The sequence below is a fragment of the Variovorax multivorans genome (assembly GCF_051216835.1).
Lineage (GTDB): Bacteria > Pseudomonadota > Gammaproteobacteria > Burkholderiales > Burkholderiaceae_C > Variovorax.
In genome coordinates, this window is record NZ_JBPJZL010000002.1 from 369029 (window position 1) to 384961 (window position 15933).

General features: G+C 67.6%; 17 protein-coding genes. 14 read left to right on the plus strand and 3 right to left on the minus strand.

The annotated features are described in order from the left end of the window. The first annotated feature begins 7 nt into the window (after positions 1-7). Genes ACSFCA_RS05285 through ACSFCA_RS05315 form a run of 7 tightly spaced genes read left to right on the plus strand, consistent with a single transcriptional unit; the run spans position 8 to position 7625 of the window. The gene (locus tag ACSFCA_RS05285) at positions 8-1234 is read left to right on the plus strand and encodes an urea ABC transporter substrate-binding protein (protein WP_435458850.1); all 1227 of its coding nucleotides are present in this window, start codon (positions 8-10) and stop codon (positions 1232-1234) included. Positions 1235-1249: 15 nt separating this feature from the next. Then, positions 1250-2116, plus strand: a complete 867-nt coding sequence (locus ACSFCA_RS05290) for a branched-chain amino acid ABC transporter permease (protein ID WP_435458851.1) — start codon at positions 1250-1252, stop codon at positions 2114-2116. Continuing rightward, positions 2113-3210 (plus strand): branched-chain amino acid ABC transporter permease, encoded by a 1098-nt coding sequence (locus ACSFCA_RS05295; RefSeq protein WP_435458852.1) that lies wholly within the window; start codon positions 2113-2115, stop codon positions 3208-3210. The genes ACSFCA_RS05290 and ACSFCA_RS05295 overlap by 4 nt, the downstream gene beginning before the upstream one ends. Further along, the gene (locus tag ACSFCA_RS05300; protein ID WP_258350764.1) at positions 3207-3926 is read left to right on the plus strand and encodes an ATP-binding cassette domain-containing protein; all 720 of its coding nucleotides are present in this window, start codon (positions 3207-3209) and stop codon (positions 3924-3926) included. The genes ACSFCA_RS05295 and ACSFCA_RS05300 overlap by 4 nt, the downstream gene beginning before the upstream one ends. 20 nt (positions 3927-3946) lie before the next feature. Then, positions 3947-4651: an ABC transporter ATP-binding protein gene (locus ACSFCA_RS05305; protein ID WP_093049219.1), complete on the plus strand. Its 705-nt coding sequence runs from the start codon at positions 3947-3949 to the stop codon at positions 4649-4651. Next, positions 4648-6045 (plus strand): amidase, encoded by a 1398-nt coding sequence (locus ACSFCA_RS05310; protein WP_435458853.1) that lies wholly within the window; start codon positions 4648-4650, stop codon positions 6043-6045. The genes ACSFCA_RS05305 and ACSFCA_RS05310 overlap by 4 nt, the downstream gene beginning before the upstream one ends. Next, positions 6042-7625 (plus strand): GMC family oxidoreductase, encoded by a 1584-nt coding sequence (locus ACSFCA_RS05315; RefSeq protein WP_435458854.1) that lies wholly within the window; start codon positions 6042-6044, stop codon positions 7623-7625. The genes ACSFCA_RS05310 and ACSFCA_RS05315 overlap by 4 nt, the downstream gene beginning before the upstream one ends. An 8-nt stretch (positions 7626-7633) precedes the next feature. Here ACSFCA_RS05315 and ACSFCA_RS05320 read toward each other — a convergent pair whose 3' ends face one another. Beyond that, positions 7634-8056 (minus strand): hypothetical protein, encoded by a 423-nt coding sequence (locus tag ACSFCA_RS05320; RefSeq protein WP_435458855.1) that lies wholly within the window; start codon positions 8054-8056, stop codon positions 7634-7636. A gap of 114 nt (positions 8057-8170) precedes the next feature. Between ACSFCA_RS05320 and ACSFCA_RS05325 the strand changes: the two genes are divergently transcribed. The 4 genes from ACSFCA_RS05325 to ACSFCA_RS05340 all read left to right on the plus strand — a co-directional run bounded on the left by ACSFCA_RS05325 (position 8171) and on the right by ACSFCA_RS05340 (position 10213). After that, positions 8171-8755 carry a GNAT family N-acetyltransferase gene (locus tag ACSFCA_RS05325; RefSeq protein ID WP_258350769.1) on the plus strand — a complete coding sequence of 195 codons (585 nt, stop codon included), beginning with the start codon at positions 8171-8173 and terminating at the stop codon, positions 8753-8755. A gap of 31 nt (positions 8756-8786) precedes the next feature. Next, complete coding sequence (locus tag ACSFCA_RS05330; protein WP_435458856.1) at positions 8787-9068, plus strand: DUF2277 domain-containing protein; 282 nt, start codon at positions 8787-8789, stop codon at positions 9066-9068. A gap of 70 nt (positions 9069-9138) precedes the next feature. Next, positions 9139-9540 (plus strand): GFA family protein, encoded by a 402-nt coding sequence (locus ACSFCA_RS05335; RefSeq protein WP_435458857.1) that lies wholly within the window; start codon positions 9139-9141, stop codon positions 9538-9540. A 46-nt stretch (positions 9541-9586) separates the two neighbouring features. Beyond that, positions 9587-10213 (plus strand): LysE family translocator, encoded by a 627-nt coding sequence (locus tag ACSFCA_RS05340; protein ID WP_435458858.1) that lies wholly within the window; start codon positions 9587-9589, stop codon positions 10211-10213. A 68-nt stretch (positions 10214-10281) separates the two neighbouring features. Here ACSFCA_RS05340 and ACSFCA_RS05345 read toward each other — a convergent pair whose 3' ends face one another. Next, entirely contained in the window at positions 10282-10491 is a 210-nt protein-coding gene (locus ACSFCA_RS05345) for a thrombospondin type 3 repeat-containing protein (RefSeq protein ID WP_093049198.1), read from the minus strand. Positions 10492-10757: 266 nt separating this feature from the next. Here ACSFCA_RS05345 and pbpC point away from each other — a divergent pair, with 266 nt between their 5' ends. The 3 genes from pbpC to ACSFCA_RS05360 all read left to right on the plus strand — a co-directional run bounded on the left by pbpC (position 10758) and on the right by ACSFCA_RS05360 (position 15095). Then, a complete protein-coding gene (pbpC, locus tag ACSFCA_RS05350) occupies positions 10758-13013 on the plus strand; it encodes a penicillin-binding protein 1C (RefSeq protein WP_435458859.1) in 2256 nt (751 codons plus the stop codon). Between the two features lie 94 nt (positions 13014-13107). Continuing rightward, the gene (locus ACSFCA_RS05355; RefSeq protein WP_435458860.1) at positions 13108-13788 is read left to right on the plus strand and encodes a FadR/GntR family transcriptional regulator; all 681 of its coding nucleotides are present in this window, start codon (positions 13108-13110) and stop codon (positions 13786-13788) included. Further along, positions 13788-15095, plus strand: a complete 1308-nt coding sequence (locus ACSFCA_RS05360; protein WP_435458861.1) for a CynX/NimT family MFS transporter — start codon at positions 13788-13790, stop codon at positions 15093-15095. Before ACSFCA_RS05355 ends, ACSFCA_RS05360 begins: the two co-directional genes overlap by 1 nt. Positions 15096-15109: 14 nt before the next feature. Here ACSFCA_RS05360 and ACSFCA_RS05365 read toward each other — a convergent pair whose 3' ends face one another. Further along, positions 15110-15877 carry a hypothetical protein gene (locus tag ACSFCA_RS05365; protein WP_435458862.1) on the minus strand — a complete coding sequence of 256 codons (768 nt, stop codon included), beginning with the start codon at positions 15875-15877 and terminating at the stop codon, positions 15110-15112. Positions 15878-15933 lie beyond the last annotated feature (56 nt).

Sequence of the window (15933 nt, forward strand, 5' to 3'; positions counted from 1 at the left end):
TAGTTCCATGGATCGTCGTTCCTTCATCCAGTCTTCGGCCGCTGCCCTGGCGGGCACTGCGGTGCCGCTGTTTCCGATGGCAGCCATGGCCGCCGACGAGATCGTCGTCGGCAGCATCGTCGACATGTCGGGCGGGCTGGACATCTACGGCAAGCCGATGGCCGACTGCATGACGCTCGCGGTCGAAGAGCAGAACGCCGCCGGCGGCCTGCTGGGCAAGAAGATCAGGCTGGCCACCTACGACCCGCAGTCGAACATGCAGCTCTATGCGCAGTTCGCGCAGCAATCGGCGCTGAAGGACAAGTCGACGGTCGTGATGGGCGGCATCACCTCGGCCTCGCGCGAGGTGATCCGGCCGGTGCTCACGCGCAACAAGACGCTGTACTTCTACAACACGCAGTACGAAGGAGGCGTGTGCGACCGCAACACCTTCTGCACCGGCGTCACGCCCGGCCAGACCGTCGCCAAGCTCATTCCCTACGCGATGAAGAAGTGGGGCAAGAAGGTCTACGTGGTGGCGGCCGACTACAACTACGGCCAGATCACCTCGCAATGGGTCAAGAAGTTCGTGCAGGAGAACGGCGGCTCGGTCGCCTCCATCGACTTCTTCCCGCTCGACGTGACCAACTTCGGCCCGACCATCTCGAAGATCGAGGCGGCCAAGCCCGACATGATCGTCTCGGCGCTGGTCGGCGGCGCGCACATCTCCTTCTACCGCCAGTGGGCGGCCGCGGGCCTGACGAAGAAGATCCCGCTCGCGTCCACCACCTTCGCCGGCGGCAACGAGCACATCGTGCTGTCGCAGGCCGAGGCCGACGGCTTTCTCATCTCCTACAACTACTTCCAGAACCTCGACACGCCGCAGAACAAGGCCTTCAAGGAGCGCTTCTACAAGCGCTTCGGTGCCGACTATCCCAACATCACCGAACTCGCGATGGGCACCTACCAGGGCTTCAAGCTCTGGGCCGAGGGCGTGAAGAAGGCCGGTTCGCTCGACCGCGAGAAGATGATCGCCGCCCTGGAGACCGGCATCAGCATCGACGGCCCAAGCGGCAAGGTCTCGCTCGACCCGGCCACCCACCACTGCGTGCTGAACGTGAGCATCGCGGAGGTGCGAAACAAGCAGCTCAACATCGTCGAGACCTTCCAGCAGCAGCAGCCGGTGGACACCAGCGCGGTCTGCAACCTCGTGAAGAACCCGAAGGACAACCAGCAGTACGTGATCAAGGTCTGAAGGCAAGGCACCGGCATGGATCTCGCACTCGTCGTTCTCATCCAGGTGCTCTACGCGGTGGCGAGCCTGGTCATCGTCTCGGCCGGGCTGGCCGTCATCTTCGGGATGATGAAGGTCATCAATCTCGCGCACGGCGAGTTCATGATGCTCGGTGCCTATGCCGTCATCGCGGCGCTCAAGATCGGCATCAACCTGTGGATCGCGATGTTCATCGTCGCGCCGATCGCGGTGGGCCTGGTCGGCGTGGTGCTGGAGCGGCTGGTCATTCGCCGCCTCTACGGCCGCATGGTCGACACCATGCTGGCCACCTGGGGGCTGTCGCTGCTGCTGGTGGGCATCGTCACCTCGGTGGCGGGCAATACCACGGCCGGCGTCTCGGCGCCGCTGGGCAGCTTTTCCATCGGCGCCTACTCGGTCAGCGGCTACACGCTGGTGATCATCGCGGTTGCCGTGGCGCTGTCGCTGGCGATCCGCTTCGTGCTCACGCGCACGCAGCTGGGCCTGATCGCGCGCGGCACCATGCAGAAGCCCGATATGGCGAACGCACTCGGCATCAGCCCGAGCCGCGTGTACTCGGTCACCTTCGCGGTGGGCGCCGCGCTCTCCGGCCTGGCCGGCGGGCTGCTCGCGCCGCTGACCGGCGTGGTGCCGACCATGGGCGCCGCCTTCGTGGCCAAGGCCTTCATCACCGTGATCGGCGGCGGGCCGGCCATCCTGGCAGGCCTGATCGGTGCATCGACGCTCTTCGGCGCCATCAACCAGCTCGCGACCTTCGTGACCACGCCTGTGCTGGGCGAGGTGGCGCTGCTCGTGGCCGCGATCGTGATGCTGCGGCTGCTGCCGCAAGGCATCACCGGACGTTTCTTCAAGGGGTCGCTGTGAACCGTTTTGCCAAGTCCTGGGCCAGCGCGGCGGTCAGCCTGGCCGTGGGCGTCGCGCTGCTCTTCGGCCTGCCCGGCGTGATGGACGACTACACGCTGATCGAAGTCACGATCTACGCCGTCATGTCGATCCTCGGCGTGAGCCTTGCCTTCATCTGGGGCTTCGGCGGCATCCTGTGCTTCGGGCAGGCAGCCTTCTTCGGCCTCGGCTCGTACACCTATGCGATCGCGATGATGAACATGGGCGACAGCACCGTGCCCTTCCTGCTCGCGATCGTGGTCCCCGCGCTGTTCGCCGCGCTGCTGGGCTACGTGATCTTCTACGGCCGCCTGTCGGACGTGTACATGGGCGTGATCACCCTCACCGTCACGCTGATCCTGTTCAACCTGATCAACTCGACCGCCGGGCCGGAATGGCGCATCGGCAGTGCGCCGCTGGGCGGCTTCAATGGCATCCCGGCGATACCGACGCTCAACTGGCCCGGGCAGCAGGACGAGGTGCTCACACCGAAGGACCTGTTTTACGTCACCTTCAGCTGCCTGCTGCTGGTCTACCTGGGGCTGCGCGTGCTGATCAGCTCGAAGATCGGCCGCGTGATCGTCGCGGCCAAGGAGAACGAGCAGCGCGTGCTGCTGCTGGGCTACGACGCGCGCGCCTACAAGCTCTTCAGCTTCACGCTGGGCGGCGCCATCGCGGGCCTGGCGGGCTGCCTGTTCGCGAACTGGGGTGCATTCACGAGCCCCACCATCTTCGGCCTCGGGCAGTCGGCGCAGATCATCATCTGGGTCATCGTCGGCGGCCTGGGCACACTGGTCGGGCCGATCGTCGGCTGCATCGCCATCCAGTGGCTCACCTCGCAGATCGGTACGCAGCAGACCTTCAATTCCAACCTGGTGCTCGGCGGCATCCTGGTGGTCTTCGTGCTGCTGGTGCCGCGCGGCATCGTACCGACCCTCGGCGACCTGATCGACATGGCGTGGCGCCGCCTGCGCAAGACGCCGGCACATGCCCCGAAGGTGGCCTCGCCCGCGGCGGCCCCCAAGGCCCCGGTCGAAGCGCCGCACGCGCTGACAGCAACGGAGACGGCCCCATGACGACGCCCCTGATCGAGACCCGCAACCTCAACGTGCGCTTCGGCGGCGTGCACGCCACGCGCGACGTGAACTTCACGCTGGCCGAAGCCGAGCTGCGCTGCGTGATCGGCCCGAACGGCGCCGGCAAGAGCACCTTCTTCAAGCTGCTGACCGGCCAGGTCAAGCCGACCTCGGGCCAGATCCTGTTCCGCGGCCAGGACATCTCGAAGATGCAGCCGCACGACCCAGGCCGTCTGGGCATCGGCATCAAGACCCAGGTGCCCAGCCTGTTCAACGGGCTGAGCGTGTGGGAGAACGTGTGGCTCTCGGCGCGGCGCCTGAACAGCACCGCGCAGGCCGACCGCATCACGCGCGAGACGCTCGAACGCGTAGGCATGCATGCCTACCGCGACGTCACGGCCGGGCTGCTGGCGCACGGCATGCGGCAGTGGGTCGAGATCGGCGTGGTGATCGCGGCCGATCCGCCGCTGATCCTGCTCGACGAACCGGCGGCCGGCATGAGCGACGGCGAGGTGGCGCGCACGGCCGAGCTCATCCTGGAGATCAACCGCCAGCATGCGCTGGTGGTGGTGGAACACGACATGAACTTCATCCGCATGATCGCCAGGAAAGTCACCGTGCTGCACCAGGGCGCCGTGATCAAGGAGGACACGCCGGACCGCATCATGAGCGACCCGCTGATCCAGCAGATCTACCTCGGCAAGAAGCCGCACTGACCCCGAAGGCGCACCACAACATGCTGGACGTATCGGGTCTTCACGCAGGCTACGGGGCCATTCCCGTGCTGCACGACATCTCGCTGAAGATCGCCCAGGGCGAATCGGTCGGCATCCTCGGCCACAACGGCATGGGCAAGACCACCATGCTGCGCACGCTGATCGGCGCACTGCGTGCCACATCGGGCACCGTGCGCTTCGGCGATGCCGACGTCACGCGCCTCGCGCCGCATGCGCGAGCCCGCCTGGGCATGGCCTACGTGCCGCAGGGACGCGAGATCTTTCCGACGCTGAGCGCGATGGACAACCTGCGCATGGGCCTGGTGAAGACCGGCGAGCGCACGCTGCACACCATCGAGGCACTGCTGGAGGACTTTCCGCGCCTCAAGCCGCTGCTCGAACGGCCCGGCGGTTCGCTCTCGGGCGGCGAGCAACAGCTGCTGGCGCTGGCCCGCGCGCTGGCTGGAAAGCCCACGCTGCTGCTGCTCGACGAGCCCACCGAAGGCATCCAGCCTTCGATCATCGAGGAGATCGCCGAAACGCTGGCGGCGCTGCGCGACCGCATGAAGCTCACGATCGTGCTGGTGGAGCAGAACCTCGAATTCATCGCCGCCGTGTCGCAGCGGGTGCTCGTCATCAAGCGCGGCCAGATCGGCGGGGAGATTCCGCGCGAGCACCTCGGCGATTTCGAAATCATGAGTCAATACACAGGAGTCCATGGATGAGCAACGAACTGCATTACCTCGAGCTGGTGGACATCGGCCAGCGCATCCAGCGCAAGGAGCTCTCGCCGGTCGAGGTCACGCAAGCGCAACTCGACCGCATCGAAAAGGTCGACGGCGCGCTGAAGAGCTACGCGATCGTGATGGCCGAGCAGGCGCTGGCCGAAGCGCGCCGCGCCGAAGCCGAGATCGCAAAGGGACAGATCCGAGGGCCACTGCATGGCGTGCCGGTCGCGGTAAAGGACCTGTGCTGGACCGAGGGCGTGGCCACCGCCGCCGGCATGACGCTCTACCGGGACTTCGTGCCCACCGAAGACGGCACGGCCGTGCGCAGGCTGCGCGAGGCGGGCGCCGTGATCCTCGGCAAGCTGCAGCTCACCGAGAGCGCATATGCCGACCACCACCCCACGGTCACGCCGCCGGTCAATCCGTGGAATGCGGCGCACTGGTCGGGTGCGTCGTCCAGCGGCTCGGGCGTCGCGACCGCGGCGGGACTTTGCTATGGCTCGCTGGGCACCGACACGGGGGGCTCGATCCGCTTCCCCAGCGCCGCCAATGGGCTCACCGGCCTCAAGCCGACCTGGGGCCGCGTGAGCCGCCACGGCGCCTTCGAGCTGGCCGCCACACTCGACCACATCGGCCCGATGACGCGCAGCGCCGCCGATGCGGGCGCGATGCTCGGTGCCATCGCTGGCGCCGACCCCAAGGACCCGACCGCGAGCCTGGCGGCCGTGCCCAACTACCTGGCGGGAATGCAGCGGGGCCTGCGCGGCTTGCGCGTAGGCATCGATGCACGCTGGAATGGCGAGGGCGTCGATGCGCAGACCCTGAAAGTGATGGAAGGCGCGCTCGCGGCTGTGCGCGAGCTCGGCGCCGAGGTGCGCGAAATTGCCTTCCCCGACCCGGCGCAGGTCATCGCCGACTGGTTTCCGCTCTGCGGCATCGAGGCGGCCGTGGTGCACGAGTCGACCTACCCCGCACGCAAGGACATGTACGGCCCGGCCCTGTCCGGCCTGCTCGACCTCGGCCGCGCACAGAGCGGCATGGACTACCAGAAGATCGTGCTGAACCGCCATGCCTTCAGCGGCCGGGTGCGGGCGATGTTCGAGGGCATCGACTTGCTGCTGGTCCCGGCCCACGGCGTGGCGTCGCCCACGCTCGCACGCATGGCCACCTTCGGCGAGGACGCCGCGCTGATGTCCGCCATGCTGCGCTACACCTGCCCCTTCGACATGAGCGGCAGCCCCACCATCACGCTGCCGGGCGGTTTCACCGAGGCCGGCACGCCGGTTGCCTTCCAGTTCGTCGCCCGCCATTTCGAGGAAGAACTGCTTGTGCGCGCGGGCTGGGCCTTTCAGCAGGCGACCGACTGGCACCAGCGGCATCCGGCGCTTTGAAGACGTACGACACGATCATCGTGGGTGCCGGCACCGCAGGCTGCGTGCTGGCGAACCGGCTCTCGGCCGATCCGGCCCGCAATGTGCTGGTGCTCGAGGCGGGCAGGGCCGCGCCCCGCGCCTCCAGCATTCCGGCGCTGTGGTCGTCGATGTTGAACACTGAGGTGGACTGGAGCTTTCATACCGAGCCGCAGCCGGGTTGCAAGGGAAGGCGCCTGTACTGGCCCAGAGGCAGGATGGTCGGCGGATCGGGCGCGCTGAACGCGATGATCTACATGCGCGGCCTGCCCTCCGACTACGACCGCTGGGCAGCGGCCGGATGCGCCGGGTGGAGCTGGAAGGAGGTGCTGCCGTTCTTCAAGCGGTCCGAGCAGAACCTTCGGCTTGCGGCTTCGCCCCTGCATGGCTGCGAAGGGGAACTGGTCGTCTCCGACATCGCGCACGTCGACGCGGTGGAGCGCCTCTGGCTGCAGGCCGCGCAGGCGGCTGGCTTGCCGGCCAACGAAGATTTCAATGGCCCGGGCCAGGAAGGCGTCGGGCTGTTCCAGGCCACGGTGAAGGACGGCGCGCGCTTCGGCACCGGCAGTGCATTCCTGGCGCCCGCGCTGGCGCGTTCCAACCTGTCATTGCACACTGGCGTGACGCTCCTGCGCCTGATCTTCGAAGGTACGCGGGCGACCGGCGTGGAGTTTCTTCACAACGGGGTTCCCGGACGCGTTACCGCCTCTTGCGAGGTGGTGCTCTGTGCAGGCGCCGTGGGCTCGCCTCACCTGCTGCTGAACTCGGGCATCGGTGCGGCCGACGAGCTTTCCCGTGTCGGCATACGCCCGCTGATCGACCTGCCCGGCGTCGGCAAGAACCTGCAGGACCACGTCAACGCCTCCATCACCTGTGCCACGCACGAGCGGTTCGGCATTGCACAGGCTTCGGACGAAGAGGCGGCGCTTCACATGAAGCTGTGGGAGCAAGACCGCAGCGGACCGCTCGCCTCGAACTGGTCTTCATGCGGGGGCTTCGCGCGCGTCGGACTCGGCACCGGCGACCCCGACCTGCAGCTCTATTGCATCCCGAGCGCCAACCGCGACCACAACCGCCATCTCTCGGCAGGCCCGGGCATCACGCTTTTCTCGGTCCTGCAGCGACCGCAGAGCCACGGCGAGCTGCGCCTGCGTTCCGCCGATCCGCTCGAGGCGCCGGCCATCGATCCGCGGTACTTCAGCGACGCGCAGGGCAGCGACCTGCAGCTTCTGGTGGAAGGCATCCGCCTCAACCGGGAGATCCTGCGCCAGGCGCCCATCGCCGAACACCTCGGCGATGAGATTTCGGCCAGTGCGGGCGCGGTCACCGATGCGCAGCTGCGCGATTTCGTTCGCGGTCACGCATCCACCCTGTATCACCCGACCAGCACCTGCAAGATGGGCATCGACGATCTGGCAGTCGTGGACCCGACGCTGAAGGTTCATGGCATCGAAGGCCTGTATGTGGCCGATGCCTCGGTGTTCCCTTGCATGGTTTCGGGCAACACGAATGCGCCGACGGTGATGGTGGCGGAGCGTGCGGCCCGCTTCATCGCCCCCTGAGCCGCCCTTTACCGGCTCAGGGCGATGAGGCTCCACACGATCGCCACGAGCTGGGCGAGGTTGATCAGGATTGCGGTGATGTGAGTCCTGCGAAATCCCGGGATCGCATCCATGTAGTTGGACTGGATCTGCTCCCCGAGCGCGTCCATCTTGGGAATGACCTTCTTGCGCAGCGCGATGGCAATCAACGCCAGCGCCGCAGCACCCACCGCAAGCCCCGGGCGACCCGCAAATGCAAAGCTGATCGCCGTTGCAGCCGCGGTAAGGAACGCGGCGCGGTAATAGATGTTGAAGAAGCCACGCACAAAGCGGGCGTCTAGCGGCGTGTCGTGCTTCAGCACCAGGAGCGGGATGGAACCCATGATGAAGTAAGCCGTCGTGACGAGAAGTGCCACCGTGAAGAACAGGGCGGCAAACATGGCAGCAGACATCTTGGTTTTCCTCCACGCCATGGGGCTTGGGACGACCGGCACATTATGGGCATTGGCCCGCCGCCGTCCACTGGTGGCTGCCCTGCCCCCGGGCCATCGGCTATCGTCCTGTTCATGTCGCTCGCGCAACCTTCACTCACCGGCCCCCGCCTTACGCTGCGCCCGCTGCTCGCTTCAGATGCGGCGGCGCTGGTCGAGGCCGCTTCCGACGGCGAACTCTGGAGCCTGCCGTTCACCGTCGTGCCTTCGGCCGAAACCGTCGACGCCTACATCGGCAACGCCCTCGCCGGCCGGGACGCCGGCACCGTGATGCCCTTTGCCACCGTGCTGCGCGAGACCGGCAAGGTCATCGGCTCCACGCGTTTCTGGAAGATCGACCGCGTCAACCGCAAGCTGGAAATCGGCAGCACCTGGATCGCGGCCTCGTGGCAAAAGACCTTCGTCAACACCGAGGCCAAGCTGCTGATGCTGCGCTACGCTTTCGAAGAACTGCAATGCGTGCGCGTGCAGCTCACCACCGACGAGATCAATGCCAAGTCGCGCGCGGCCATCCTGCGGCTCGGTGCGAAGCAGGAAGGCGTCGTGCGCAACGAACGCATCATGCCCGACGGCCGCAAGCGCAATTCGGTGCGCTTCAGCATCATCGACGACGAGTGGCCGGCGGTTGAACAGCAACTGGAAGCGCGAATCCGTGCATGAATGTCGCGCATGAACCAAATGGAGAGTGCCCATGTGCCGCAGCATCAAGACCCTCTACAACTTCGAGCCGCCCGCCACCGAGCAAGAGATCCGCGCCGCCGCGCTGCAGTTCGTGCGCAAGCTCAGCGGCTTCAGCGTGCCGTCCAGGGCGAACGAGGAAGCCTTCGAGCGAGCGGTCGATGAAGTGGCCGCCACCGCGGCGCGGCTGATCGACTCGCTGGTCACCACGGCCGAGCCGCGCGACCGCGCCATCGAGGCCGAGCGCGCCAGGGCCCGCGCCGCCATGCGCTTCGGCAGCAGCCCTGCCGGATAACCTGCCGCCAGCGTAGCGGCATCGCCTTTGATATGGTGCTCTAAAGCACCACCATGCGAATTCCGAGCGTATGAAAAAGACCTACACGGGCGGCTGCCATTGCGGCGCCGTTCGATTCGAAGCCGATATCGACCTGAGCCTGGGCACCCTGCGCTGCAACTGCTCGATCTGCACCAAGACCCGCTTCTGGCCCGCCATCGTCGCGACCGATGCCTTCCGGCTGATCGAAGGCGAATCCGAACTCAGCGAGCAGATGCTCGACACCCGCAACAGCCACTACATCGTCTGCAGGCATTGCAGCGTGCGCTCCTTCGGCGTGGGCCATTCCCCCGAGACCGGCGCGAGCGCCTATGGCGTGAACGTGACCTGCCTGGACGACGTGGACCTCGACGACCTCGCCAACTCGCCGATAAGCTACGTGGACGGACACCGCGGCACCTGGCACATCGCGCGCACAGCCATCGGAATCTGACGAAGAGAATCGCTTCCCGCACAACCCACCATCTGGAGATATGCACATGCCCATCGAACTCTGGCTCGCCTTCGTCGCGGCCTCCGCCGTCATGCTGATCATTCCGGGGCCGACCATCCTCACGGTGATCAGCTATTCCATGTCGCACGGCCGCCGTGCCAACGTGCCGTTGGTAGCGGCCGTGGCGCTCGGCGACTCGACGGCGCTGGTGGTGTCGCTTCTGGGGCTGGGCGCGCTGCTGGCCACATCGGCCTTCTGGTTCACGGTGGTCAAGTGCGTGGGCGGGCTGTACCTGCTGTACCTCGGCATCAAGCTGCTGCGCGCGGGCATCTCGTCCACCGAAGTCGCCGCGCCGGCCGCGCCCGCCTCGCGGCTGCGCCTGTTCGCCAACACCTACCTAGTGACGGCGCTGAACCCGAAGGGCATCGTGTTCTTCGTGGCCTTCCTGCCGCAGTTCATCAGCCCGGCGGCCGACGTAACACGCCAGCTCTGGGTGCTGGCCGTCACCTTCGTCGTGCTGGCAGCGACCAATGCCACGCTCTATGCGGTGTTCGCGGGATCGGCGCGCAAGCTGCTGTCGTCGCCGCGCGCGCAGCGGCGCTTCAACTTCGCGGGTGGCTCGTTGCTGAGCGCGGCGGGCGTCTGGGCTCTGATGGCACGCCGGCCGGTGTAGCCACCCCGCGCAGCCCGTGAAAAAGGCCGCGAAGCGCCATGCTTCGCGGCCTTTTTGTTTCTCGTCGATCAGTTGCGGTACGGGTTGTTCGGATTGCGGTCGTAGCGATTGGGAACGCCGTCGTTGTCACGGTCCCTGTCATAGCGGTTCGGCACGCCGTCGCGATCGCGGTCGCCGTAGTGCTGGCCACGCGGCGGTGGCGGACGGTCGTAGGGTGCGACCACACAGCCGGCCAGGATGGCCGATGCGGCCAGCAGGATCGCCAATGTCTTCGTCATGTGAGTTCTCCTTGGAGTGTTTGTGAAACCGGGGTTCGCCTCCTGCGAGCCGGTACTGCATTGAAGGCCACGCCGGTACGCGTTGGGTTTCCGCATTGAAGCCCCCGCGTGAAGTTCGTTACCGGATGTGGAACCTGTAGAGAACTCTGAGCCGGAGTTCCAGCTCCGGCAAGGCGGCGGGCCGCCCGTCCGGGAGTAGGCGCGGTTCCCGTGGTGCATCGCCGAGAATGTCGTGGCCTCACGCCTTTCGGACACGAATCTTTTCGATGCAGCTCGCGCCCCTCATTCCCGCCCGCAAGACCCTCGCCGCTGCCCTGCTGGCCGTGGCTTGCGCGCACCCTGCCTGGGCTCTCGTGAGCTTCGAGGAAGTGAAGCGCGATTTCCGCTCGTCCGACACCGCAGTGCTCGACCGCAACGGCGAGCTGCTGCAGCGCGTGCGCACCGACCCCACCGTGCGTCGCGGCCAGTGGACCGCGCTGGCCGATGTGTCGCCCGCGCTGCGCACGGCCATGGTGCTGAGCGAGGACAAGCGCTTCTACGAGCACAGCGGCATCGACTGGCGCGCAGCTTCGGCCGCTGCCTGGGGCAACTTGTGGAACACGCGCACGCGCGGCGCCTCGACCATCACGATGCAGCTGTCGGGCCTGCTCGACGAAGACCTGCGCCGCAACTCGGGCGGGCGCAGCTTCACGCAGAAGATCGGGCAGACGGTGGCGGCCGCGCAGCTGGAGCGCAACTGGCGCAAAGACCAGATCCTGGAGGCGTACCTCAACACCGTGCCGTTCCGCGGCGAGATCGTGGGCATCGACGCGCTCTCGCGCACGCTGTTCGGCAAGGCTCCGAGCGGGCTCGATGCACGCGAGGCGGCCGTTGCGTCGGCGCTGGTGCGTGCACCGAATGCCAAGCCCGCCGTGGTGGCGCAGCGCGCCTGCGAGGTGCTGCGCGCAATGGAGCCGCAGCAGAAGACCGACTGCGAGGCGCTCGACATGTTCACCAGCGCGGCGGTGCAGCGAAAGGCCTTCGAAGCGAACGAGGGGATTGCGCCACATGCAGCGCGACGTGTGCTGCGGGAACTGAGGGACGCGAATGCGGGAGCAGCCCCCACCCCGGCCCTCCCCCAGCGGCCGAAGGAGAAAGACAAGGAAGTCGGTGTGCGCACCACGCTGCGCGCACCGCTGCAGCGCTTTGCGCTCGACTCCCTGCAGCGCCACCTGCGCGAACTGCGCGAGCGCCATGTGGAAGACGGCTCGCTCGTCGTGCTCGACAACGCAACGGGCGAAGTGCTCGCCTGGGTCGGCTCCTCCGGTCCGCTGAGCCAGGCCGCCGAGGTCGATGGCGTTACCGCATTGCGGCAGCCCGGCTCCACGCTCAAGCCGCTGCTCTACGGCCAGGCGATTGCCGAGCGGCGCATCACCGCGGCCTCGCTGATCGAGGACTCTTCGGCGCAGATCAGCACCGCCAGCGGCCTCTACATTCCGCAGAACTACGACCGCCGCTTCAAGGGCCCGGTGTCGGCGCGCACCGCGCTGGCCGCCTCGCTCAACGTGCCGGCGGTACGCACGCTGGTGATGGTGTCGCCCGAGGCCTTCGCGCGCGAACTGCGCGCCGCCGGTCTGCCACTGCGCGAGAGCGGCGACTACTACGGCTACAGCCTCGCGCTGGGCAGCGCCGAGGTGTCGCTGCTGTCGCTCACCAATGCCTATCGCATGCTGGCCAACGGCGGACGCTACGGCACGACGACCCTGACCGCGCGGCCACCTGTGCCTGCGGACAAGACGAAGACAAGCGCCCCGCCGCTGCTCGACCCACGCGCCGCCTTCATCGTCGGCGACATCCTCTCCGACCCGAACGCGCGCACGCGCACCTTCGGCCTCGACAGCATCCTCTCCACCCGTTTCTGGACGGCCGTGAAGACCGGCACCAGCAAGGACATGCGCGACAACTGGGCCGTGGGCTGGTCGCAGCGCTACACGGTGGGCGTGTGGGTCGGCAACGCCAGCGGCGAATCGATGTGGGACGTGAGCGGCACCAGCGGCGCCGCGCCGGTGTGGGCCGAGGTGATGCGCTTCCTGCACGCACGCGAGCCGAGCCGCGCGCCCGCGCCGCCGCCGGGTCTCGTCGAAGCGCGCGTGAGCTTCGGCCCCGGCGCCGACGGCAACCCGCTCGAAGCGGCGCGCAGCGAATGGTTCCTGCAAGGCACCGAGCAGCCGCTGTTCGCGCTCGACACCGGCATGGCGGCCGACACCGTCTCGGCGCGCATCACCGCGCCGACCGACGGCACCATCATCGCGCTCGACCCCGACATCCCGCCCCTGCGCCAGCGCGTGCGCTTCGACTCGGAAGGCCGCGGCGTGCAGTGGCGCGTCGATGGCAAGCCGTTTGCGCGCGGCAACAGCGTGCAGTGGTTTCCCTGGCCGGGGCGCCACGTGATCGAGCTGGTGGACGCCAGCGGCAAGGTGGTCGACCAGCGCCGGCTCGAAGTGCGCGGCGCGGGCGTGGTGACGAAAAGCGCGCGCCGGTGATTGGCCCGGTTGCCGTCCGGGCCAATCACCGGATGTACAGTCCGGGCTTTGGACGGCAAAATTCGTCCAATCATTGAATGACCAGGCCCACCTGATGCTCGCCCAAGCCCCTCGCACTTCCCTGGCGGACACCGCCGCAGACAGCATCCGCGCCGAAATCTCCGCCGGCCGCTGGGCCGTCGGCTCCCGCATTCCCATCGAGCCGCAGCTCGCACAACTGCTGGGCGTGAGCCGCGGCACGGTGCGCGAGGCGGTCAAGACGCTGGTGTCGCGCGGGCTGCTCGAAGTGCGGCAGGGCTCGGGCACCTACGTTCGCTCGGGTTTCGACCCGTCTTCCAGCCTGCAGAAGATGCGCCTGGCCAGCCTGCGCGACCAGTTTGAAGTGCGCCGCGCGCTCGAAGTGGAGGCCGCGCGGCTTGCCGCCGTGCGTCACACGGCGCGCGACCTGCGCCGCCTGCACACCCTGCTCGACAAGCGCGGCGCGTTCGACGCCAGCGACAACGGCGCGGGCTTCATCGAACGCGACCTCGCCTTTCACCTCGCCATCGTCGACGTGTCGGGCAATCTCGCACTGGCCGAAACCTGCCGTTTCATCACGGGCTACATCAAGGAGACCATCGCGAGCTCGCTGGGCAGCGGCAGCCTGCCCGAGCCCGACGTGGCCGCGCACCGCGCCATCGTCGAAGGCATTGCCAGCCGCGACCCCGACGTGGCCGCCGCGGCGGTGCGCACCTTCATGGCGCCGATGATCAACGCGCTGGCGCTGGGCACGTGATGAATTCAGCCGCTCTAGCGTCGGGCAACGGCGCCACCGCGCGCCATGCAAGCAACGACCTGCTGATCGACGCCGAAGCCGACAGCCTGCCCATGCCGCGCCCCACACCCGCGCCCACCCTCGCCCGCCGAATCCTGCTCGGCGCGAGCGTGGTGCTGATCGCCTTCAACCTGCGCCCGGTGTTCGCCAGCCTCTCGGTGGTGCTGCCGGAAATCATCAAGGCCACCGGGCTCTCGTCCACCGCCGCGAGCCTGCTGACCACGTTGCCGATCGTCTGCCTCGGCGTGTTCGCGCCGCTCGCGCCCGGCCTGGGCCGGCGCTTCGGCACAGAGCGCACGCTGCTCGCGTGCATGGTGCTGATCCTGGTCGGCACGGTGCTGCGCGGCACCGGCAACATTCCGCTGCTGTTCCTGGCCTCGGCCATCGCGGGCAGCGGCATCGCGGTGTCGAACGTGCTGCTGTCGGGTCTTGTGAAGCGCGACTTCGCGGCGCAGGCAGCGCTGATGATGGGCCTGTACACCATGGCCGTGTGCGGCGGAGCGGCCAGCGCCGCCGGCCTCACGGTACCCATCGAGCACGTGATGGGCGGCGGCTGGACCATGGCGCTCGCAATGTGGGCGCTGCCGGCCGCGCTGGTCACACTCATCTGGGCGCCGCAGGCGCTGCCGCTGAAGCCGGTGGCGAGCGAATCGGGTTTCACCGTGCGCGGCCTGTGGCGCGACAGGCTGGCGTGGCAGGTCACCTTCTTCATGGGGCTGCAATCAGCCCTCGCCTACATCGTGATGGGCTGGCTCGCGCCGATATTGCGCGAGCGCGGGCTAGGTAGCGAAACGGCCGGCTACGTGGTGTCGCTGTCGGTCATGACTCAGGTGGTCACCTGCCTCGTGGTGCCGGCGCTGGCGGTGAAGCTGCGCAACCAGCGCGGCTTGGCCGTGGTGCTGGCGATGCTCACGGTGGGCGCCATGCTGGCGATGCTGTTCGCGCCGCTCGGCGGGCCACTCGGGGTATGGGCCTGGGCCGTGCTGCTGGGCATCGCGCAGGGCGGCACCTTCGCGCTGGCGCTCACGATGATCGTGCTGCGCTCGCCCGACTCGCACGTGGCCGCGCACCTGTCGGGCATGGCGCAGGGCGTGGGCTACATGGTGGCGGCTTTCGGTCCGCTGGTGGCCGGGCTGCTGCACGGCTGGACGGGGAGCTTTCGCGCCTCGTCGTGGCTCTTCATCGGGTTGGGCATCGCGCTCGTCATCGCGGGGCTGGGCGCCGGCCGCACGATGCACGTGGGCACGACGACCGTGCCCCGGCACTGAGCAGGTCTGCTTCCTTACTGCGGCCCGCCGCAGAAATCCGCGCGCTCGGTGGTCTTCGCGGTGAAGCGGATGCGCGTGGTGCTCGCGGAGCTTTTCGGCTCGTTCTGCGGCCACTCGCTCTGCAGCCAGGTGTATTGCCACTCGTACGGCGCGCCCGGCTTCGCGGCTTCGCCGTAGGCGATGCGCAGGCTGCCGTTGCTTTCGTCGTGGCAGTGCTTCGAAGTCTTGTATTCCTTCTCGCTGAAGCAGGCGCGGATCATCTTGAAGCACGAGAACGGAATGCCTTCTTGCACAGCCTTGCCGCCTTCGAGCGGCACGAAGTCGGCCGTGTCGAACGAGGCGCCGCCGCCGGAATACCCTTCGAACACGGTCTGCAGCACGGCCACGGCCCACTTGCCCTCGGCCAGCGGGTAGAGCGCGGGCGCGAGCGACAGGTGCGTGTCGGGTCGGTCGGCGTCCTTCTTCAGGCCTTGCACATAGTCCGAGAAGTCATGGAGGCGATCGAGCTGCCAGCTCTTCGCATCGGCGCCTCGCTTGATGCGCGCCATGACCAACGGCTCGCCAGAGAGCACAACGTAGTCATTGGGCGAAGCGCCGCGCGGGCGGTACAGGCCGAGCTCCTGCACGTCGCAGGGCTGCGGCAGCAAGGCACAGAGGTGCGCTCGCCATTGCGCATCGAGCGACTCGGGCTTCTTCACGGCATCGAACACCTGCGCGGACGGCGCGGCAAGCACGGGGGCGGCGAACGGCAGGGCGAGCAGCAGCGGCAACAGCTTTTTCATGGAGCCGAATGGTAGCCACGGCCCGGGCGTTGCGCGAGGGTCGCTTGCTAAAGTCG

Excerpts from the sequence above, each read along its gene's own strand:
- ACSFCA_RS05345 (WP_093049198.1), bottom strand. The coding sequence starts at position 10,491 with ATGACGAAGACATTGGCGATCCTGCTGGCCGCATCGGCCATCCTGGCC.
- ACSFCA_RS05325 (WP_258350769.1), top strand. The coding sequence starts at position 8,171 with ATGTCGCTCGCGCAACCTTCACTCACCGGCCCCCGCCTTACGCTGCGC.
- ACSFCA_RS05320 (WP_435458855.1), bottom strand. The coding sequence starts at position 8,056 with ATGTCTGCTGCCATGTTTGCCGCCCTGTTCTTCACGGTGGCACTTCTC.
- pbpC (WP_435458859.1), top strand. The coding sequence starts at position 10,758 with ATGCAGCTCGCGCCCCTCATTCCCGCCCGCAAGACCCTCGCCGCTGCC.
- ACSFCA_RS05290 (WP_435458851.1), top strand. The coding sequence starts at position 1,250 with ATGGATCTCGCACTCGTCGTTCTCATCCAGGTGCTCTACGCGGTGGCG.
- ACSFCA_RS05300 (WP_258350764.1), top strand. The coding sequence starts at position 3,207 with ATGACGACGCCCCTGATCGAGACCCGCAACCTCAACGTGCGCTTCGGC.
- ACSFCA_RS05355 (WP_435458860.1), top strand. The coding sequence starts at position 13,108 with ATGCTCGCCCAAGCCCCTCGCACTTCCCTGGCGGACACCGCCGCAGAC.
- ACSFCA_RS05305 (WP_093049219.1), top strand. The coding sequence starts at position 3,947 with ATGCTGGACGTATCGGGTCTTCACGCAGGCTACGGGGCCATTCCCGTG.
- ACSFCA_RS05335 (WP_435458857.1), top strand. The coding sequence starts at position 9,139 with ATGAAAAAGACCTACACGGGCGGCTGCCATTGCGGCGCCGTTCGATTC.
- ACSFCA_RS05340 (WP_435458858.1), top strand. The coding sequence starts at position 9,587 with ATGCCCATCGAACTCTGGCTCGCCTTCGTCGCGGCCTCCGCCGTCATG.
- ACSFCA_RS05310 (WP_435458853.1), top strand. The coding sequence starts at position 4,648 with ATGAGCAACGAACTGCATTACCTCGAGCTGGTGGACATCGGCCAGCGC.
- ACSFCA_RS05365 (WP_435458862.1), bottom strand. The coding sequence starts at position 15,877 with ATGAAAAAGCTGTTGCCGCTGCTGCTCGCCCTGCCGTTCGCCGCCCCC.
- ACSFCA_RS05285 (WP_435458850.1), top strand. The coding sequence starts at position 8 with ATGGATCGTCGTTCCTTCATCCAGTCTTCGGCCGCTGCCCTGGCGGGC.
- ACSFCA_RS05330 (WP_435458856.1), top strand. The coding sequence starts at position 8,787 with ATGTGCCGCAGCATCAAGACCCTCTACAACTTCGAGCCGCCCGCCACC.
- ACSFCA_RS05360 (WP_435458861.1), top strand. The coding sequence starts at position 13,788 with ATGAATTCAGCCGCTCTAGCGTCGGGCAACGGCGCCACCGCGCGCCAT.